The following is a 21,995-nucleotide window of genomic DNA, read 5'->3' on the forward strand; positions in this document are numbered from 1 at the left end:
TCTACCTTACAAAGCTAACGAGTAAACTAGATAAAAAAACTCACTTTATACAGACAAGATTTATCAACTTATCTCATGCAGAACTGTTTTTTAACAAGAAATCAAAGAATTAATTGATAGTTAAACACGAATTATGCCTCTAATTGAGCAACGTGAGTTCTTAAATAAATTGAGGGGTAAAAAAAGTCCCAGTATTTCTGGATAACCTATTGCTTTATATAGGATAGGACCAAACCCTTTAACTTATGCTAATAAATAGAATTAGCATAAGCAAGGTGCTTGGTCCATTTTTATGAATAATTAAGCAAATTTATATTCTTGGCTTTGTGTATCAAAATCATATATTTCTTTTCCTTCAGCACCTTTGTTTATAAAATGTTTGTCTGACATTCTGTTCACTACCTCTAAAAGTTCCTGAGATGTTTCGGTATTTATATTGAAGCCTGCTAGTGACATCCATGCTCCTATACTATTCCACAGAGCTCCATTATGTTGATTATAAGCTTCCTGAGGTAAACCTTTTAATATCATATATATAAAGCAGCATGCACAAGGACGCCTGGTACCACCAATATAATCAATACAATCAATGCCTTTTTTAGCTATTATCTTTGTTTCCGCATGTTGTTCATTTGACCCAGAAATTTGTTCTATTGTAAATGCTCCAAAAACTCCATTTCTTTCTTGGCGGAGTTGTTCCATATGCCTCCAAATCCTGTCTATTTTGTGAAGTCTGTCTGTTACTGTTGTTGTTTGCTTTTTTGTTTTTAATTCTTGGTATAATTCCCTTTTCAATTCTTGTAACTTGTTTTGATCACCAGAAGGACCGAGTTCAAGTATTTGTTTTTCAATTTCACTAAAAATTTTATTTTTAACTACTTGATCTAAAGTAGGTACATTTAAATTGCTAAGTTGCTTATTATTTCCTGGTAATAGGCTTTTTAGTAGTTCCGTTAACTTTTTCTCGTTTTTATTGCTAGCTACATATATTTTTTCATTCGTGTAGTCAATTGCAGCTTGGACTTCTACCATGCCTGTAGGATTATATGCTAATAGAGTGGTTGCAAGATGCCGTACTAATAGGCGTTCTTTTGGCATGTTTATATTTACAGATACACGTTCCTTCTCTTTAGGAGCATATATGCCAGCTTGGTGAGATTTCTTCTGAAATATAACTTTAATTGAGTCCCCATTTTCACTGATTTCTGTAAGTACTTCCGTCATTTTTGTAGCAACCTTCCTTCTTTCTTTAACAAGCATCTTATCTTTTTCCGTCCACTGTGTGCTAGAAGAGTCAACTTGATCGTTTTGGTCTTCTTTATCCTCATAACTTTGAATATTCACTAGATCGTCAATAATACTATAATGACCTTCATTATCATACTTATCTTCATCATCCTCCGTATTATCCTCTGCATACGAAGCTATACTAGCCATAGTTGGTATACTAGTGCTCTTGATTTCATCAGATGTGTTAAGTATCTTATTTTCATCATCCTCCATAATATCTTCTTCATCAGAAGTCATGCTAACTATTACTGGTATACTGGTACTCTCAATTTCATCAGATGTGTTAAATATTCCATTTTCATCGTCTTCTATTTCTATGGGATCTGATATAGACAGGCCGGAGTTACTAGTATAGCTTCTTGATGATCTTAATCGTACTTTTTTAGTGAACGATAAATCTTCTATTTCAGGAAATTTGGTGGCAGCTTGCTGTAATATCTTTTTCTTCTTAGGTTTTTCTTTTACACTTTTTTGATGCATTTTACTCTTTTTCTCTATCCGATCTGTAGCGTTTGGCTGGCCTGCACTTTTTTTCGTGGATTCATTGGTTTCTTTAGGCTGTTTTGGCATATTTAATGAAATTTTAAGGGTAGGTTAAGCTTGATATTTATATATAATATACAAATAATTGTGCTATTTTACAGTAGATTATTACAATAATAGGTTGCATGTATGGCATTCCTTAATTTGATAAAAACAATCCAATGAATATTTTGCCTAAAAAGAACTAGGCTCAATTGAGTAGGTAGTAGGTACACCAAACTTATTATATCAAGATGGTATAAAAGGACTGAATAAATAACCCCGCCGCAAGCAGCGGGGTATTCAAAACAACCTTAGCTGCCTACTCTCGTATAACATCTCATACGTATTACCTTGATTTTGCACATAACGCGCTATCATCTTCTCATCTCCATGCTTACCTACAGTAGTTGCAAAATATCCATCACTCCAAAACTCCCCACCCCATAATTGCTTCTTTACTTGCCGACACAGCTTGAATATTTCCCTTGCCGTAAGACTTTTGATTAGCGTTACGAGTTTGGTTATGCTATATGTTGGAACGCTCTGTACCAGCATATGTACATGGTCTTTATCGGTTCCTATTTCTAAAAACTTAATTTGATAACGCTCTTCAATCTTAATACAAATTTCTTTCAAGGCTTCATCTACTTCCTTATCAAAAACTACACGCCTATATTTTGCTGGTAAGACCAAATGATACAACAACACTGTTACATTATGACTCTTATGGATATATTTACTCACATATGCAATTTACGCCGCAAGCGGCGGGGAATTCAACCCTAAGAGGCTGTCTAAAAAGCCAAAATGGAGTCATAAAAGCCGCTTAAGCATGATTCTAATCATAACAATTTTAATATGTGTTTCAGAAGACTTGGGATTATGCTCGTAATCTTTAGAGAGCCTCCTAGAAAAACTCAGCCAAGCAAATGTACGCTCGACTATCCATCGCTTTTTTAGAATATGAAACCCATTTGAGAGCCGTTGTACAACTTCTAAAGTATAACCTAGCACCCCATAAGCCCACATTATACATCCTTTCTGGTATCCTCCATCTACCCATATGTGTTTAATAGAAGGGAATGTATTAAAAAGGCGAATAAGCAAAAGATGACATCCTCTTGAGTCTGATAAGTGAGCTGAATGTACTACCACACAAAGTATAAGCCCCAGCGTATCAACAATAATATGCTGCTTACGGCCTTTTACTTTTTTTGCTGCATCATAGCCTCTCGACCCCCTTTTTGTGCTGTTTTAACCGAGCGGCTATCCATAATGGCAGCGCTAGGTATGGCTTGTTTGCCCAACTTTTCTCGTACTTGATCTCGAAGTGTATCATGGACTAAGTCCCATTTACCATTTCTTCGCCAGCGATAATACAAGTCATAAACACTTTTTCAGGGTGGAAAATGGGCAGGTAGCATGCGCCATTGACAGCCTGTTTTTTCTAAATAGAAAATAGCATCTAATACTTCTCTTATAGTGTATTTACGGGGTCGGCAAGGACCTATGTAAGTAACTAATGGTTCTAACACTTCCCATTCCTTATCTGTTAAATCGCTAGTGTATGGCATAGCTGTTAGTTTAAAGTTCACTAACTAATTTTATAAAGTTTTGTCTGCTTTTCCTATCTAAATTACCCTTTTTAGACAGCCTCTTAGAGATTAAAGAGTTATCCACATCTGCCTATGCTCCAATTCCAAGCTTTCCAGATTTGGATAACTCTTCATCTATAACAATAATAATTTAAAATATTTTTTAATTTACTTTTACAAGTCTAAGGGATAGTGGGAGAATGTTGATACAATCGACAAGAATGGTCCTTGCATGCTGGAGAAAAGTCGATTCAACAGGAGCTTTCATGCTATAAGAGAAGAGCTGGCCGGTATATTTTTGTAAATAGGGGCCTCATGTTAAAGAAGTAGCTGCTAGTAGATAATTTATTTTGGATTCCTTTCCATACCGCTTGGTGCTAACATGCGTATTACTAATTGCAAATTAGTACAAGCAAAAGAATACAGAGGAAGGCAAGCTAATATGCGTAGATATTTTTATGGCGTCAAATTTTAATTAATCACCACATGAGAAGGCATACTCGTTGAATTGTATATTCTCACTGGTAGCCACACAGATGTCAAAGAATTAACTCGGCTTCATTTGCTTGCACAAATGGAGTGAACTATATACGGATGTAGCCTATACCCATTATCTGATTGAGGATATGTTCCAAGAAGGGGCAGCTATCATATTAAGGAGCCAAGGGAAGAACAATAGACCCGCTGCGAAACAAAAAACCCCATTATTTTTTCGCCCTTTAGAGCATTTATTGGCTGTTTTTTGTATATCAAAAATCGTTTCGCAGCGGGTCTAATGCAAAAAAAAGAGCCCCTTCGATAGTTTTTCTAAAAGAGCATATGATAAAGGTATAGAGACGAGCATCAGCTAAATTAAGGGTATGTTCCTGAGAAAGTTTTATGAAGTAACCTTTTCTGTTCGCTTTTCAAATGCATACAACTTATCTTAACTAGCAACTTGAGTTAATTAGTTAACTCCAAAATGGAATGGTATAAAATCTACTTGTAAAGATTAATAGCCTTATAAGCTGCGGAATAAAAATTAGTAAAACAATTATATAGTTACATAATAGGATGGATAGCCCTAGTTATTTAAACTTTGATAATAAAAATTACGCTTGGAAGAATACCATTAATTACCGTGAAGAGCCATATCTTTATCGAGTAGGTAAAGGAGAACAAGGTGTATTAATATGCCAACCTTATAAAAAAGAAATTGGCCCTTATTGGCGTTTTAAAACTCCTGATATAGCAAAAGAAAGTAGCGAAAAAATATACCAACTGTTTTTAACCTACTTAGAAAACAACGATTTTATAGGTGCTGATATGGCTCGTAAATACTTACAAATGGGCTATACAAGAGCTAGGCGATATGCCAATTATAAAGGAGGGAAGAAATATGATGCCTTGCATGATTATGCACAGTTAGAAAGAGGTACGGGCGAAGAAGAAAAGGCCATAAGTGCCAGGATATTTTATGGAAGATGGAAAGAGGCAGAAGCTAATCCTAAATATGCACAGTTGAAGCAAGCATGGAAAGAGCAGTATGGTTAGAAATATAGTTATCTATTAAACTTTTGAATAAATAAAGTAAAAGCCTAGCTTAAAAAATTACCTGTTAAGCTTTTACTTAAATTAGTAATTACCAACCCCTTTTGTTTCGTCTTGCAGCTAACTTTTGCTGCACTACCACCGTAGTAGTATTAGACTTAGCTAGATTGTGTGGAACCATTTTTCCCCTTTGTGGTAAAAATGACCAGAGTTCTTGGGTCCAAGCCTGTGCATAGGGACCTTTAAATTGGCCACCAATCAAGTAGATCGGCCAGTTGGCAGGTAAAGGCTTTAACTCTTTCTGAATCATCTCTATCCCTTGGCGAATTAAACTAGCTAACTCCTGTGCTGCCAGCTTGACAATAAGGTGTGCTACCGGGTCTTTTTTACTATAAGCGCATTCAAAAACTATTGGAGCAATCGCTGCTACCTGTTCAGAACTGATGGTGCCATCCTGCAAAAGTGGAATTAGACGATATAGTTCTTGTTTTTGAAACATTTCTTTTAAAATAGGAGTCAAAGCTGTTTTCATACCAAAACCCTTATCTTCAGCTATAGCTGCAGCTATAGCCTTTTTTCCTACAGAGAAACCACTCCCTTCATCTCCTAAGTACCATCCAAGCCCCCCAAAGCGCAAGCAATGTCCCTGATGCTTGACAAAAGCAACAGAGCCTAATCCGGCAATCAATACAGCCCCATCTTTTTGGCTTAAAAGCTCTTTAGCTAAGTTAATATCTGTGGTTACAACAATTTTATCTGGGTTCAAACCCCATTGTTGAAATAAATCGATAAATTTTTGGCGTATTTCTGGGAGCCCAATGCCTGCAAAACCTGCAACAACTGCAACAGAGCTTTTATTCTGTAAAGGATTGTTACCTGGAGGGAACTTAACTTGGTTTAAAAGTTTTTCTAGTCGTTTCTGTACTAAATCCCAACCCAAACTTGCAACGTTACTTCCTTCGGTATAAATTTCTTGTACTATGCCCGCGGGTCCTTGTAAAGGAATAACTGCTCCTTGGGTAGTAACAACTTGTAAAGAAGTTTTAGAACCACGTCCATCAATACATAAAATGTAGTCAGCATGAGGTACTACTATTAGGTCATCGGCAATAACCTGTTGGCCAAGAATAGAAAAAAGGGAAACTGCTACTAGAAACATCCTGTTTACCATGTCTATTTTTATTTTGAGGTACTTAAACATACTCAGCTAACTTCAAAACAGCAAATAGATTATCATGAATAAATCGTGGTGCAAAGTAAAATAGTACTTAAATCAACAGAAATGTATTATTGAACTTTTTAGCCTTCAAACTAGTCGGCATACTCTAAATTAAAAGTATATGCTTGCTTAAAAGTCATATACATGCTTTGTATCAAGGTTTTGAAAAAATATAGCGTAGGTTTAAGAAAAGATAAAAATTGTTAAAGCCTTATCGTTCTATCAATCTAGATGTCTTACTGTAAAGAAAAAAGTATATAATATGACTACCAAGGAGCAAGCTTAACCTAGTTAGTTAGCTATGTGGTAATTTAAATTTTTATTTTTAGTACTGTAATTAGTGTGCAAATTTTTAATTTGCGGAGGCTATATGCAATTGTTTATATTGCTAATGTAGCACTCTCTTTTAATATCGAATATCGGCTAATAAGCTATCTATTATATGAGTTTCTCAAAAAAGATATTGTACTTAGGCATTAGTTTTTCATTAGTGTTTGTCTCTTATAGTAGCAAGGCAAACAACGAGCAGCTCAAGCTGTCATCTATTGTGGAAATACAAGGAATTACAGATGAGAGTGTATTAAAAAATGCCTCAGTAAGCCTTTATGCTGTTAATACCGCAACAAGAGAGGTTATTCATTCTATTAATCCACATATAAGTTTAGTTCCGGCGTCTTCTCTAAAGCTTTTTACTACGGCTACAGCATTGGAAATTTTAGGAGAAGATTTTAAATTTCAAACACGTTTACAGTATAATGGAGAGGTGGATAAAAGAGGGACTCTTAGAGGTAATCTATACATTCTAGGGGAAGGGGATCCTACTTTAGGTTCAAAAATGTTCAGAGAATATTATTATGATCCATACTTTATAGAAACATGGATCAATACTATTAAAGCCAAAGGTATTAAAAGAATAAACGGGGCTGTTATAGGAGATACAAAAACTCTTGAAGATTACACAGCACCAGATACATGGGTGGTAGAAGATTTAGGTAATGAGTATGGTGCAGTTTATAGTGAGTTATCCATATTTGATAATAAATATGAAATGCTTTTTATGCCTCGTTTAATAGATGAAACTAAATTAGATATTGTTCAAATCAGTCCACAAATTCCTGAAGAAGTTAAAATTATCAATCGATTGCAAAGGGTAGGGGATAAATACCAGTTTTGTATTTATGGTATGCCTTATAAAAATACGAGAATAATCAAAGGTGCTATTCCACAGGACAAGTTAACACTGGTAGTTAAAGCGTCTATACCAGATCCTGCTTATTGGGCTGCCTATACTTTAAGAAATGAATTAGAAAAAAACGGTATCAAAGTTAAAAAAGGGCCTACTACCACAAGACGTAAACAAGAACTTCATTTACATAAAGGTAATTTAGAACCAGAAATACGTCAAGTGAAACGACAGCAAGAAGGTAAATATCAAAAAAGTAAGCGAAATGTAAAAAAAGACGAGACACCAAGGGTTGATTTATATACTAACTATTCTCCTCCACTAAAAGATATAGTAGTCATCACAAACCGAGAAAGTAATAATTTGTATGCAGAACATATTATTAACCAAATTGGTTTACATATAGCAGGCAAAGAAGATACAGAAAATGGAATTAAAGCAGCAATAGACTTTTGGTGTGCTGCAGGTATAGATACAACAGGTATATTCCTCCATGATGGAAGTGGCCTATCTAGATATAATAGCATTACAACTAAGCAGCTGGTTGATATTTTGTGCTATATGAAAAACAGCAAAAACTTTGATGCCTTTTATCACTCGTTACCTATAGCAGGAGAGACAGGAACCTTAAAAGAATTATTTACAAAAGCCCCTTTAAAAGGAAATCTTAAAGCTAAAACTGGTGGTATGAAAAGAGTATTGAGTTATACAGGCTACTGCACTACCATCAGTGGAACAGAAATAGCCTTTTCATTGATTGTCAATAATTATAATGGAACACCTAAGGAATTAAAACAACAAATAGAAAAGTTGCTTACAGCACTTGTTAATGAGGCATTACCTTTGCATTATAAATGATAGCCATGTTTGCTAGGTGCACATTGGGTAACTAAAGCATAGGTTAAGTAACCAAAAAGTATGCACCCATATAGTAATATGATATATATAGGCTGTTCAGGTTGGTCCTATAAAAACTGGAAGTCTGTATTTTATCCACCAACACTTTCTTCTAAGAATTACTTTGCATACTATGCCACTCATTTTAAAACTGTCGAGGTAAACAGCACTTTTTATCATTTTCCTACATCAAAAACAGTCCATACATGGGTACAACAAACTCCTTCTGACTTCAAATTTACTTTAAAAGTTAGCAGAGAAATTACTCATCTTAAGCGGATGCATCAAGTTCGAGAGCTGCTTAACAATTTTTATGGTTTATCAGATATACTAAAAGATAAACTTGATTGTTTCCTTTTTCAATTTCCAGCAAGTTTTAGGTTTACACCAGAGTACCTGGAGCGGATTCTTGAACAGCTTGACCCTTGCTATAGAAATGTGCTTGAATTTCGAGATTCTAGTTGGTGGCATCCTGAAATAATCCGTATTCTTCAAGAACATCATATAATATGCTGCACAGTAAGTGGTTTTGGACTGCCGGAAGATCTTAATATAACAGATAAAGCTGCCTATATCCGATTGCATGGGTATCCAGTTTATACGGGATGTTATTCAGAACAAGAATTGGTAAATTGGGCACAAAAGATAAAAGTAGAACAGATAAAAGAGCTATGGGTATATTTCAATAATACTATGCATGGACATGCTATTCAGAATGCTACTGAATTAAAAAAATTACTTGAACTTACCTAAATATAAGCTATTGTAGGCTTGTATCTCACATATTTTTTTCTTAATTTAAGTATAAATCCCTTTTACATATACAAGTTAATGAAAGCAAAAGAGTCCTGCTTTTTTTTTGCTAAACACTTGCTTGGTATTTATTTTTTTAATATCATATTATTCTTTTAATATTTAAATAAAAAAGATATGTCTGTACAACATTTCAAAAAACACAATTTTAGCAAGCAACCATTAATAGTTAAAATGATTGTTTGTACTGCGCTTGGTTTTATTGCAGGCCGGTATGCCAATTTATTTAATAACCATCATCTTGCTCATTCAGAACGAGTAGAAGATACTTCTGCAACTTTTGTAGGGTGGATATAATATTCGAAACTAATGATATATTAGACTTCTTGCATAATCTCAAAAATCTTTGCATAAAAACTCATTCTATATAACTGTAAATAGGGTTATGCAAGAGGTCTGTTTAAAGAGCATGCCTAGATTATATGCATACGCTTTATAGAGTATAAAAAATATGCTGGTTATGCTTTTGCCTTTCAGTAAAATGTAGCCAGTTATTATTTTATCAACTCACAGTTCATAGAAATTATCTCTGATTAATAAGTATCTTACTTCATATGGAAATTTTTAAGTAATTTTCTATCTTTAAAGCTTTTAAAAAAACTGATAAAATCAGAAAAGTTATCTTGTTAATATATTAGCCAATTTTTCATTTGAGCAAACCACTGTCAACTTGTCAATAAATCAGACTTGGCAGAAGAATTGTTCTAGTTATATATAGATAGAAAGAATGTATAAATGCTTAAATAATTAATTGGAGAGAATTATGAAAGAACATCAAAATACAGATAATGCTAACCGAGCAAAAGTACAGCAATCTGATCCTGAAGATAACTCTGCTAAGCAAGCTCCCAATGCTGAAGCATCAACTACCGGAATCCCTCCAAATAGTGAGGAAAAGCAAGTAGAAACACTAGGAAGTTTAAAACAAACCTTAGACAAAGCACAACAGGAATTAGCTATAGCAAACGACAAGTATATAAGGTTATATGCAGAGTTTGAAAACTTTAGAAAAAGGACAAACCAAGAAAAATTATCACTAATAGAAACAGCTGGTGAGAAAATATTACAGCAAGTTTTTCCTGTTATAGATGACTTTGAACGTGGGTTAACAGCTTTACAGCAAGAGAATGTATCAGTGCAGGCAGTAGAAGAAGGCGTCAAATTGATACATGATAAATTGCTTCATATTCTTGAACAAGCTGGTGTACAGCCTATGCAGCTTGAAAAAGGCAGTCCTTTTGATGCCGAATTACAAGAAGCCATTACAAAGACCCCAGTAACAGATGCATCGCTACATGGTAAAGTAGTAGAAATTATTGAAAAAGGGTATTTGTTAAAGAATAAAGTATTGAGGTATGCAAAAGTTATAATAGGTGAATAATGGCAAAACAAGATTATTACGAGATATTAGGAATAAAAAAGGATGCTACCACTGATGAAATAAAAAAAGCTTATAGACAAATAGCGCTCAAGTATCATCCTGATAAAAATCCTAACAACCCCGAAGCAGAAGAAAAATTTAAAGCTGCAGCAGAAGCTTATGAAGTGCTTAGTAATCCAGAAAAAAGGCAACGGTATGATTATTTAGGACATGATGGAATGCGTGAGCAAGCTTATAGGGGCTCATATACACAAGCTGAAGATATATTTGGTAGATATAGTAATATCTTTGAGGGTACACCGTTTGAAAGCTTTTTCCAGGGAGGACGTTCTCAACAACAGACCCGTCAGGGAAGTGACTTACGCATTAAACTGAAGCTAACATTACAAGAAATTGCTAGCGGAGTTGAAAAGAAGATAAAGATAAAAAGATATATAACCTGTCAGACTTGTGGAGGTAACGGAGCACAAAATGGTACTGAGCTTTCTACTTGTAATACCTGTAAAGGTACTGGAGAGGTTCATAGGGTTGCTAATACGTTATTAGGGCAGGTAGTTACCCATTCAACTTGTTCTGTATGTCATGGAGCAGGTAAAATTATTACCACACCTTGTAATACCTGTAAGGGAGAAGGAAGGATATATGCAGAAGAAGTAGTCAATATAAAAATACCTGCTGGTGTAACTCAAGGTATGCAGCTTTCCATGCGTGGAAAAGGCAATATGCCTCCACATGGTGGTGTACCAGGCGATCTCCTTATTGCCATTGAGGAAAAAGAGGACGATGTACTAAAAAGAGAAGGAAAAGATATTCATTACCAACTTTATATTAGCTTTATTGAGGCAGTCTTTGGAGCTGAAAAAGAAGTTCCTACTCTTAGTGGAAATGTAAAAATTAAGTTAGAACCAGGAACTCAAAGTGGTAAGATATTGAGGCTGCGTGGCAAAGGTATTAAAGAAGTAGATGGCTATGGACAAGGCGACCAGCTTGTTCATATTCAGGTATGGACGCCAGATAAGCTTAATAAAGAAGAAAGGGAAATCCTTGAAAAACTAAAAGATTCATCTAACTTCATACCACAACCTGGTAAACAGGAAAAGAATTTTTTTGAAAAGTTTAAATCTCTTTTCAGAAATTAATATAAAAACAACCTAGCTTTATAAATAAAGCTTATGTATGGTTAAATTTTATAATAAACATTTGTATCTATTAAAATAATATAATTTAGATAAAGCTTGTTATTACCTATGATTGGCATAACATAACCTATAACTTTTAACAGCTTTTTTTTAATTTGCCCAATACATTTTTAATGATGTTTGAAAACTTAAGTAATAATTTAGCTAAAGCCATTAAGACCCTTAAAGGACAGGGAAAGATTACAGAAATTAACGTTGCTGCTACTGTTAAAGAAATCAGGCGAGCGCTTATACAAGCAGACGTCAATTATAAAGTAGCTAAACAAATTACAGATGATATTAAAACCAATGCACTAGGTAAAGATGTACTGGCAGCTGTATCTCCTGGCCAACTATTTACCAAAGTAGTAAGTGATGAACTTACCAAGCTAATGGGTAGTGAGAAGGCTAGTATTAATTTAAATGGTAAGCCAGCTATTATTTTAATGGCAGGCCTACAAGGATCTGGAAAAACTACTTTTTCTGCCAAATTAGCTAACTACTTAAAAAGGCAAAACAAGAGTGTATTGTTAGTAGCATGTGACATCTATCGGCCTGCGGCTGCAGAACAGCTCCATGTCTTAGGACAGCAGATTGATGTGGAAGTATTTAGTAAAGTAGATCATAAAGATGCTATACAAATAGCACAAGAAGGAATTGAGTATGCTAAGAATACTCACAAGCAAGTAGTCATTATAGATACAGCGGGTCGCCAAACTGTAGATGTGGGGATGATGCAAGAGATAAAAAAATTACAAGATACTGTTAAGCCTGCAGAGACACTCTTCGTAGTAGATGCTATGGTTGGGCAAGATGCCGTAACTACAGCACAAGGTTTTTATGAGCAGTTACATTTTGATGGAATAGTACTTACTAAATTAGATGGGGATACACGTGGTGGGGCAGCCCTTTCTATTCGTGCAGTAGTTAGTAAACCTATCAAATTTATTGGCACAGGCGAAAAACTAACGGATTTAGATTTATTTTATCCAGATAGGATGGCCCAACGTATCCTTGGTATGGGAGATGTTGTTTCGCTTGTAGAACGTGCTGAGCAAATATATGATGAACAAGAGGCCAAAAAGTTAAGCCAAAAACTCCGCAAGAATCAGTTTAATCTAGATGATTTCTATTCTCAGATTCAACAGCTTAAGAAAATGGGGAATTTAAAAGATCTTGTTTCCATGATTCCAGGTATGAGTAAAATAGCTGATAATGCTGGCAACATAGGAGAAGAGAATTTTAAAGCTTTTGAAACAATTATTTTTTCTATGACCCCACAAGAGCGTGCTCAACCTAGTTTACTTGACCCAAACAGACGAGCTCGTGTAGCAAAAGGTAGCGGTATGCCTATACAAGAAGTAAATAGGCTACTTAAACAATTTGAGACCATGTGCCAGCTCATGAAGCAAACACAAAAAGGTGGTATTCAACATATGATGAAGCTTGCTAGAAAGTTTAGATAGGCAATTGTTATAATTTATATCTAACAAATAAATAAAAGGCTTTTGATAAAATTTTATTTCTTTTGCTATTTAGTTAATGGGTAACCCGGAAGAAAATATGCGTTATCATAAGTTGCTTAGTTATTTATGGATTTCCTTCTTAGGAATTTTGGTAGCCATACCTATTTATCTACTTACCGTTAAAGTCAACTTTTTGAACCTATACGGTTCTTTGCCCTCTATCACTATATTAGAGAATCCTAAAAGTGATTTAACTTCAGAACTATATGCATCTGATGGGGTTATTTTGGGTAAATATTTTAGATATAATCGTACTCCTGTACAGTATGAAGAAATTTCTAAAAATCTAATTAATGCACTATTAGCTACAGAAGATTATCAATTTGAAAAACATGCGGGCATTTACCTAAGTGGTATTGCCAGGGCATTTTTTTTATCAATTCTTTTACATCAAAATAAAGGAGGAGGAAGCACACTTACGCAACAATTAGCAAAAAACCTCTTTAAAACTAGAAGTGAACAATATCAGGGACTCCTTAGTAAAGTACCATTTATAAAAACAATTATTGTCAAAACAAAAGAGTGGATGGTATCTATACAGCTAGAAAGAGCCTATACTAAAAAAGAGATTATTACTATGTACTTAAATACCGTTGCCTTTGGTAACAATGCATACGGTATTAAAGTGGCTGCTAAAACATATTTTAATACTACTCCAGATGCACTAAGTGTAGAACAGGCTGCCTTATTAGTCGGTATACTACGAGCGCCCTCTTATTATAGTCCTACTAGATTTCCTGAAAGAGCTTTAAGAAGAAGAAACGTAGTGTTAGCCCAGCTATGTAAGTATCAATTTATAAGGCCAGCCACCTATACAGAGCTTAAACAGCGTCCTATTGAATTACAATATAAAGTAGAAGATCATAATCAGGGCATAGCTACTTATTTTAGGTCTGCTATTAGAGAGTTTTTATTAACCTGGACTAAAGAACATGGATATGACTTATTTGAAGATGGATTAAAAATCTATACTACTATTGATAGCCGTTTACAGAAGCATGCTGAAGAGGTAATAGCCGAACATATGCGTGTGCTACAAAAGAGATTTGAGCAACAATGGGGCTCCGAAAATCCTTGGGTAGATGAAAATGGTAAAGAGATACCCAATTTTATAGAAAGGTCAGCTAAAAAGAGTGATATATATCAGCATATATGTAAAAAATATGGGGCAGATAGTGCGAATGTATATATGGAAACTCCTATACCTACCAAATTATTTTCTTGGGAAGGAGAAATTGACAGCCTCATAAGCCCTATAGATGCTATCAGTTACAATAAAAGGCTTTTACATGCTGGTTTAATGGCCATGGATCCACATACAGGACATATAAAAGCTTGGGTAGGAGGAATCAATTTTGAGCACTTTAAATACGACCATGTAATGCAGGGTAAACGGCAGCCTGGTTCTACATTTAAGCCAATAGTATATGCAGCTGCCATAGACAATGGATATTCACCATGTTATGAAGTAATAGACGCACCTGTTACATTCAAAATGCACACAAAAGCAGGAACATGGACACCTAAAAATGCGAATGGTGTGTATACCGGCAAAAAGATGACACTACGGCAAGCCCTTTCTAAATCTGTAAACTCTATTACAGCTTATATACTTAAACAGATAGGACCCGAATTAGTAGTAGATTATGCTAGAAGATTAGGAATAAAAAGTCCTATGAATCCTGTGCCTGCATTATGCTTAGGGGCGAGCGATGTATCTGTTTATGAACTTACAGGTGCATATAGTACCTTTATGAATAAAGGTATTTGGACAGAACCCTTATATATCACTCGAATTGAGGATAAGCATGGACGCGTATTGCAAGAGTTTGTACCACAAAAAAAAGAAGCCATCAACGAGGAAACGGCCTGGTTAATGTTGCATATGCTTAAGGGAACTATAGAAGAGAATGGAACATTCCGTGGCTTAAGTAAGGAAATGAGAGAAAATAATGAAGTTTGCGGTAAGACAGGTACAACATCTAATCATTCAGATGGATGGTGTATTGGCATGGTCAAGGATTTATGTACAGGTGTTTGGGTAGGTGGTGAGAATCGCTCTATACACTTTAAGACCCTAGCTACAGGCCAGGGCGCTGTTACAACAAGACCCATATGGGAAAAATTTATACTACGTCTATATGCTGACCCTGATGTGCCATATAACAAAGGACCTTTGCCTAAACCAACGATGCCACTAAATTTACCATGTATGCAGGTGCAGTCAGATAAAACCATGGCAACTAAACAGCTAACTGAATTTAATAATCCACCATTGAATGATATGAATTCTTTAGATAATGAGGACGCTCAGGGATCAGCTGAGATAGAGAAAGATTCAGTAGATACTTATATAAATGCTGATGAAGTATTTTAACAAATATGTTACAAATACGAAGCATATAATGTATTAATTATTAATCCTTGCTATTAAATACTAAAATGAATAATCCTTACTTTCGCTTGATTCGTACTATATGGCATTACGGGGTACCTTGGCGTGGTACTATTGTAGGTTACTATATAGCTTATATCTTGGCACGTGCCATTAGAAATTTAGCTCCTTATGCATTTGGAAGAACTATTGACATACTACAAAACTTCAAGCCAGATCGTCTTGAAGAAGTTATTTACTGGCTTATTGTAGGCGTAGGCGTTGTGTTGGTGTATTGGTTGTTACATGGCCCCACACGTGTTATTGAGCGCAACACAGCATTAAAAATCCAGCAAGCTTTTCAACTAAATCTATATGAAAAGCTTACACAACTACCTCTCAAATGGCATCAAGAGCATCATTCGGGTAATACTGTAACACGTATTAACCGTGCCTCTAATGCACTCTATGACTTTGCCGAAGATCAATTTATCTACATCCAAACTATTGTTACGTTTTTTACTTCCATTGTATTTTTACTGTGGATTTCGCCAGTAGTAGGAGTGTTGAGTCTTATTACTTCTGCTCTTTCTATGTTTACAGTCATTTGGTTCGACCGTAAACTAACCCGTCTATATGATACACAAAATGAAATAGAGAACAAATTGGGCGCAGTATTATTTGATTACCTTAATAATATGACTACGGTGCTGACCTTGCGACTTGGTAGTTTAACGCATGGTAATCTGGCACAATGCATGAAGTCTATTTGGCCATCTTTCAAAAAAGATGTTGTAACCAATGAAGTTAAATGGTTTACAATGGAAATGCTGCTAACAATATCACAAACCATAATTCTTATAGGTTATATTATCTATACTTTACATGCAACAGGTGCCATTATGATTGGTGTGGTGATTATGATTTTTCGCTATCAATGGGAGCTTGGTTCAGTTTTCCAAGAGCTTAGTATTCATTATAGCCGACTAGTACATATGAATACAGATATTGAGACTATAGAACCACTACTTAGCGATATTAAGAAGTTCGCACACAAACCAGCAGGTATAGAGGTTGCTCGTCAATGGCATACTATACAGGTACGAGAACTTTGTTTTCAACATAATAAGGTTGCTGACAATAAACCTACTTTTAACGATTTAAGCTTTACTATACAACGTGCGGAAAAGATAGCACTTATTGGGTCAAGTGGTGGTGGCAAAAGTACTTTATTAAATCTATTAAGTGGACTTTACACACCCTCAAAAGTTAATCTTCTAATTGATGGAGTATCCTTTGATATCTTAGAACCACTTCAAAGTATAGCAACACTTATTCCACAGGATCCTGAAATCTTTGAGAATACCGTTTATTTTAACATTACTATGGGATTGCCTGCAGAACCGGCTGAGTTACAACATATTATGCAATTGTCAAGATTTTCAAGTGTATTAGAAAAGCTTTCAGAAGGGTTAGAAACCTATATCCATGAAAAAGGACTTAACCTATCTGTCGGACAGAAACAGCGTTTGGCACTTGCCCGTGGATTGTTTGCAGCACGTTTTAGCTCTCTTATTTTAATGGATGAGCCTACCTCAAGCTTAGACTTACAAACAGAAAAAGAAATTTTTTCTGATGTTATCCGTAACTTACAAAATTCTACAATGATTATTTCCTTACACCGGCTACATCTTCTACCGCTCTTTAGTAGAATTATCATGCTAGACAAGCAAGGAATTGTAGCAGATGGCTCTGCTAAAGAGTTACTAAATGAGCCAGGAGTTGTACGTGATTTATGGAAAAAATATCAGGCACATTCAGAAAATGAAAACTAAATGTGATAGGGGTAGGTATTTAGTAAACTAGTATTTAATTAGTTGGCCCCTTATTAAAAACTTTAAAAGCCTAATAAATCTGCATTTTTAAATGCAGATTATAGATGGAAATATCAAAGAATAGCTAAAAATTGTAAAAAAGTTTAGATATATCTCAAAAACTTGTAAAGTATGCCACATCAAGCAAGCGTATATTTTAGTAAAAAAGAAGGGCTTAAGTTATTTGGATAGCACCATATAAGCTTACAGAGAGCTAGACTAAATCAATAACCTTACACCAATTAAGTAAGTTTCTAGCAGAAAAATAAATCCTTAATACGCAGTTAAAAGGGAGCTTAGCACAATTTCTGTCTAGGTTAATTAAAGCAAGCACTATTCTTAAAAGCCTACTAATTAACCCTAATAAATTTTTGTATAAACTGTACAATAAAAATATATGCTATGTTCATATAAAATCAATTCACTAAAATTATTACGCTAATATTTATATATAATTTCAAAGTACATCTACAGTACTAGTGTACCATAATAAGTACAATGAAATGCTATGTAAAAAGTACATTCCAATATTATTCTTAAAGTTTATAGTTCTCCGGCTTTCAGAGAATATTAATATCTTGGCTTGCTTTGTAAAACTCGTGGTTATTTATTATTTGGTATTGTTAAATTGGGATAGGATTAGTAAGTTAGAGGAAAAAGTATGAATTGTCCTCGATGTAATAATACTCAAAGCTGTAAAGATGGAATTGTTAGAGGTAGACAGCGCTACCAGTGTAAAAGTTGCCGTTTCCCTTACACAGTTAGTCACAAATCAGATGTTAAACCTGTATCTACTAAGCGAAAAGCGTTGCAATTATACTTAGAAGGATTAGGATTTCGAGCTATAGGCCGTATACTCAACATAAGCTATGGAACAGTCTATCAATGGGTAAAAGCATGTGGAGATCAAGTAAGTTTACCAGAAAGACAAGATCAAGTAGATATAGTCGAGATGGATGAAATACACACATATGTGGGTTCAAAAAAGTCTACTGCTGGATATGGATAGCTGTTGATAGATTGAGCAAGCGTTTTATATCATATGTGTGTGGAGATCGCTCGACACAAACCGGATTGAAGTTATGGGAGCGCGTCAAGGATATAGGCAAGCTGTATTGTAGTGATTATTGGAAAAGCTACCAGCAGTTTATTCCAAAAGATAAACACCGACAAAGCAAATCAGAAACTTATACAGTGGAAGGATATAATAGCTTAATGAGGCACTATTTAGCAAGATTTAAGCGTAAAGGAAAATGCTATAGCAAACAGGTGCACATGATAGAAAAATCGCTCAACCTGCTAATGGCCAAGCTAAATAATCAGCTGCCTATCTTAATTTAACAATACCAAATTTACATATGAACTGTGTTCAAAAGCAAGGTTTGCTCACATAATTTTCATCGTAGACTGTTTGATTTGTTACAATAGCAAAAGCCTGTTTAAGGAGCTTGTTAACGACAGCTATCAACGCCTGTTTTTTAGCTTTCCCTTTGGCAAGTAACCGTTGGTAAAGCTCCCTGCATGCTTTGTTGTAACGTTTAGCACTCCATGCACAGACATATAACATCGCTCTTATTCGAGACATACCCATCTTAGTTATCCTTGCTTTGCCTTTTACGCTTGTTCCAGATTCAAATATCCGGGGGCTTAATTCTATATAAGAACCCAGTTTTCTATAATTACTAAAGCGGTTAAATCCTCCGATCAGTACTATTAACAGGATAGATGTCTTTCTGCCTAATCCTGGTATGGTTTCTAAATCAGCTAACATAGAACCATAATGCTTTCTGGCCAGCTCTTCCATCTGTTTAGTAAGCTTATCAATGAGCTCTTGCTTATGTTTGAGCTCTTGTTCAATAATTTGTTCTAGCTTTGTACCTAGCATACCACTGCTGCTAAAACCTTCATGCTGGTTACTGAGTGCTGTATGTTCTTTATGTAGATTGTCCAGTAAAGCTTGCATCTGCTGTAAGGCTACAACATATTTCTGCGGTGGCTGCCAGAGGGCAGGCTTTTCCATCTGACCATATTCGGCAATCATTTTTGCATCCTTTTTATCTGTTTTTGCCCTTGACATACGCATCTGACAAAACCTGCGGATTACTAGTGGGTTAATAACACTCACTCCTATCCCTTGCTGGGTGAGATAAGCTGCTAACTTCATATAGTATGGTGGTCCAGAGGCTTCCATGACTACCACACTGTTTTGAGGAAGCACTTTTAATAAAGCTTCAAACCCATCTTGTCTATTATCAAACTTATAGTAAGTATATGCTTGGCCATTAGGTAAAGCAACATCAAAGAAGGGTTTAGAAATATCTACCCCTACATAATTTATTGAACTTTGCATAGCTATATTATTTTATATAATTTTACTACTAACCCTAAAAAGGTAGAAGGAACTGCACAAGCCTTATCAATCCTACATGCAGGCTCAGTAGCCTAATGAACTGTCCAAGGTCTTTGCAGTTGAGTAAAGAAATTAGCATATGCAACAGCCTTTATGAGCTAATGTGTGCCTTAATTTTTGCTCTTTACCCTTTTCTTCTGCAATCAATTTACTCTTTAGATTTTCCTTACTCAACATTTATACAAACATAGGATGTGTGCTATAAGCTCAATTAAAAACAATACAGAAATCAAACTTTATTATGATCGAAAGGTAAAAGAAGGAAAAAATAAGAAGATTATAATCAATGCTATTCGCAATAAAATACTCCACAGGATATATGCTTGTGTTAGAGACCAAAGAATGTATGAATATAAGCAAGTAGCTTAATAATTAACATCATTAAAAATCTCTCTAAAAATTTGCTAGAGTCATAGAAATCGTAATGCCTGCCAAATTATAACGCTGATATTAGTGCAGTTGTGAACATTTCACTTCTTGATAGCTTCCTACCTTTTACCTCTTGGTAGCTTTAATCTTTTAAGCAGATCATCTATCAGTATATATAGGGTAATTGTTTTATCAATCATGTAAGACTCCGCTTATTGGATCATAGAGCTTATGCACTATGTTAGCAAGATTATGTAAGTTTATACCTATATTTTATCTAGTAACTGGAGCCAATTAAATTAAAATTTGATTATAAGGATACTATTCAATAGATGGAGCATCAAAGCGGTTTTCTTTGAATTTAGACCCTAGATTCTTAGTTTTTATTAGAGTATAAATAGCCTCTAATTCAATATCATTTTTAATATCATTTTTAACAAGTGGAATGTCTAAACGATATACTTCACCTGTTTTAGCATTAATAATCATTGATCTGACCAACTTAATGAAATGATTTTCTTGTAAATATGTTTCAATAAGTTTTAGCTCTTCTTTATTTCTTTTTTTTAAAAGTGATGGTTGGCCTATCGCAAGTAGATGATGGTCCAAAGCACTTGCTTGGCAATGCAGATGACCCCACCGCTCCCCAAATTTCTTACAGTCTATAACAGGTTGGATATCAATGGCAAAGTTCTTAAATCCCAAGGTTGTTAATGTTCTATAAAGTTTAGCAAACCCTTCTGTATAGCAACTAGCGACTAAAACTACTTTCGCTTGTGCACGTTCTTCTATAGTAATGTTATCGGTAAATAAAGAGCTTAATGATACATCTACATATCCACTCATTTCAGATAAATGTGCAAAAAGTGTTTTCTGAGGGGTTATAACAGCAACTCCTATACAAGTCCATAACTCATTGGTCAGGAAGATATGTTTAGCTGTAGGATTGTCCAAAATGCCTGCTTCACCTTCGTTAACACAAAATAAATTTTCAGAATTATTTAAATCCAGTAAACTAATAGGAGTAAAATCCAATTTGGGCAATTGCTTGATTTGAGTAATCTCTTTTGGGCTAAGCCCAATTGCTTTTAACAACGATTCAAACTGACCATCTGTATAAAGACGTATACTATACGTGTCTTCCGACTTTTTTATTGTAAATAAGTTTAGATATAAATCTTTCCATTGCTCACTAGTATGGCTGGTGATGCTTGGAATAATTCTTGTAGTGAGTTTATGGTCGCGTGATTGATATAAATTATTGGATAAACTAGATGATACAGATGGTGTACTAGGTATAAAATTTTTATTGTTACATCTAGCAATTACAAAATCAGTGTTGACAATATCGGGCAGTAAACTTATTATATTTGGGTTCTTTAATTGCGATAAGTAGGTAACTCCTAAATTTGATGAGTAGAAATCTAAAGCTGCTGTGCTATTATGTGATGATTTATCGAAACCAGGGGGCACAGGTATGGTTTCTGGTCCTTCGATTAGGTATATTCCTTCAGATGATCCAACCATGTCTGATATGTTATTTTCTTCAATTGTAGTTGACTCTACGCTTGCTTTAGCGCTATCTGATGTTTGGACCACCTGAGGATCTGTATTAGTATTAGGTTGAATAATATGTGGAGGGATCTTACAGCTTTCAATAAGTAATAGGATGAATAATAGTATTGGTGTTGACAGTCGAGATATATAAAATTTAGTTCGCATATATTGATTATTTTTGGCACTTAATAATAAAATGGTATAAGTATGAATAATATTGATATCTCCAGAGCTAGATTGTGAAATTTTTACTTTACAAAGATATTCTAAATGA

At 34.8% G+C, this 21,995-nt stretch carries 15 protein-coding genes and 2 pseudogenes; 11 read left to right on the plus strand and 6 right to left on the minus strand.

The features are described 5' to 3' along the window. Window positions 1-300: 300 nt before the first annotated feature. From AASI_RS04965 to AASI_RS08205, 3 genes and pseudogenes are all read right to left on the minus strand, one after another. Window positions 301-1,860 (minus strand): hypothetical protein, encoded by a 1,560-nt coding sequence (locus tag AASI_RS04965; RefSeq protein ID WP_012473091.1) that lies wholly within the window; start codon window positions 1,858-1,860, stop codon window positions 301-303. A gap of 255 nt (window positions 1,861-2,115) precedes the next feature. Next, a complete protein-coding gene (gene tnpA, locus AASI_RS04970) occupies window positions 2,116-2,559 on the minus strand; it encodes an IS200/IS605-like element ISCaa10 family transposase (RefSeq protein ID WP_044282834.1) in 444 nt (147 codons plus the stop codon). A gap of 69 nt (window positions 2,560-2,628) precedes the next feature. Then, window positions 2,629-3,389: pseudogene (locus AASI_RS08205) on the minus strand (IS5-like element ISCaa9 family transposase). A gap of 1,074 nt (window positions 3,390-4,463) precedes the next feature. Here AASI_RS08205 and AASI_RS04985 point away from each other — a divergent pair. After that, window positions 4,464-4,943, plus strand: a complete 480-nt coding sequence (locus AASI_RS04985) for a DUF4385 domain-containing protein (protein WP_012473094.1) — start codon at window positions 4,464-4,466, stop codon at window positions 4,941-4,943. A gap of 88 nt (window positions 4,944-5,031) precedes the next feature. On the opposite strand, the gene AASI_RS04990 is transcribed toward AASI_RS04985, so the two are convergent. After that, window positions 5,032-6,111 (minus strand): N-acetylglucosamine kinase, encoded by a 1,080-nt coding sequence (locus AASI_RS04990; protein ID WP_187146245.1) that lies wholly within the window; start codon window positions 6,109-6,111, stop codon window positions 5,032-5,034. Window positions 6,112-6,649: 538 nt separating this feature from the next. Here AASI_RS04990 and dacB point away from each other — a divergent pair. The 9 genes from dacB (at window position 6,650) to AASI_RS08210 (ending at window position 18,726) form a co-directional block, all read left to right on the plus strand. Next, window positions 6,650-8,200, plus strand: a complete 1,551-nt coding sequence (dacB, locus tag AASI_RS04995; RefSeq protein WP_187146246.1) for a D-alanyl-D-alanine carboxypeptidase/D-alanyl-D-alanine endopeptidase — start codon at window positions 6,650-6,652, stop codon at window positions 8,198-8,200. 60 nt (window positions 8,201-8,260) lie between these two features. Then, on the plus strand, window positions 8,261-8,992 hold the full coding sequence (locus AASI_RS05000; protein WP_044282837.1) for a DUF72 domain-containing protein: 732 nt from the start codon (window positions 8,261-8,263) through the stop codon (window positions 8,990-8,992). Window positions 8,993-9,169: 177 nt separating this feature from the next. After that, entirely contained in the window at window positions 9,170-9,349 is a 180-nt protein-coding gene (locus AASI_RS05005) for a hypothetical protein (RefSeq protein ID WP_012473098.1), read from the plus strand. A 466-nt stretch (window positions 9,350-9,815) separates the two neighbouring features. Next, entirely contained in the window at window positions 9,816-10,433 is a 618-nt protein-coding gene (locus AASI_RS05010) for a nucleotide exchange factor GrpE (RefSeq protein ID WP_012473099.1), read from the plus strand. Beyond that, complete coding sequence (gene dnaJ, locus AASI_RS05015) at window positions 10,433-11,572, plus strand: molecular chaperone DnaJ (RefSeq protein WP_012473100.1); 1,140 nt, start codon at window positions 10,433-10,435, stop codon at window positions 11,570-11,572. Before AASI_RS05010 ends, dnaJ begins: the two co-directional genes overlap by 1 nt. Window positions 11,573-11,748: 176 nt before the next feature. Continuing rightward, the gene (gene ffh / locus AASI_RS05020) at window positions 11,749-13,077 is read left to right on the plus strand and encodes a signal recognition particle protein (RefSeq protein WP_012473101.1); all 1,329 of its coding nucleotides are present in this window, start codon (window positions 11,749-11,751) and stop codon (window positions 13,075-13,077) included. Window positions 13,078-13,174: 97 nt separating this feature from the next. Continuing rightward, window positions 13,175-15,514, plus strand: coding sequence for a penicillin-binding protein 1A (locus tag AASI_RS05025; RefSeq protein ID WP_148205003.1), 2,340 nt, complete (start codon window positions 13,175-13,177; stop codon window positions 15,512-15,514). A 65-nt stretch (window positions 15,515-15,579) separates the two neighbouring features. Continuing rightward, a complete protein-coding gene (locus AASI_RS05030) occupies window positions 15,580-17,346 on the plus strand; it encodes an ABC transporter ATP-binding protein (RefSeq protein ID WP_012473103.1) in 1,767 nt (588 codons plus the stop codon). A gap of 700 nt (window positions 17,347-18,046) precedes the next feature. After that, window positions 18,047-18,726 (plus strand): IS1-like element ISCaa4 family transposase gene (locus AASI_RS08210; protein WP_148204900.1). Its coding sequence is split into 2 segments (ribosomal slippage): window positions 18,047-18,365 and window positions 18,365-18,726, totalling 681 coding nucleotides; the frame shifts between segments, so codons are not numbered across the junction. A gap of 28 nt (window positions 18,727-18,754) precedes the next feature. Here AASI_RS08210 and AASI_RS05045 read toward each other — a convergent pair. After that, window positions 18,755-19,735 carry an IS110-like element ISCaa14 family transposase gene (locus AASI_RS05045; RefSeq protein ID WP_012473104.1) on the minus strand — a complete coding sequence of 327 codons (981 nt, stop codon included), beginning with the start codon at window positions 19,733-19,735 and terminating at the stop codon, window positions 18,755-18,757. Window positions 19,736-19,987: 252 nt separating this feature from the next. Between AASI_RS05045 and AASI_RS08835 the strand changes: the two are divergent. Further along, a pseudogene (locus tag AASI_RS08835) lies at window positions 19,988-20,164 on the plus strand (IS110 family transposase); the annotation flags it as partial. A gap of 321 nt (window positions 20,165-20,485) precedes the next feature. On the opposite strand, the gene AASI_RS05050 reads toward AASI_RS08835, so the two are convergent. Then, a complete protein-coding gene (locus AASI_RS05050) occupies window positions 20,486-21,886 on the minus strand; it encodes a hypothetical protein (RefSeq protein WP_012473106.1) in 1,401 nt (466 codons plus the stop codon). Between the last annotated feature and the right edge of the window lie 109 nt (window positions 21,887-21,995).

It is taken from the genome of Candidatus Amoebophilus asiaticus 5a2, from assembly GCF_000020565.1.
GTDB lineage: Bacteria > Bacteroidota > Bacteroidia > Cytophagales > Amoebophilaceae > Amoebophilus > Amoebophilus asiaticus.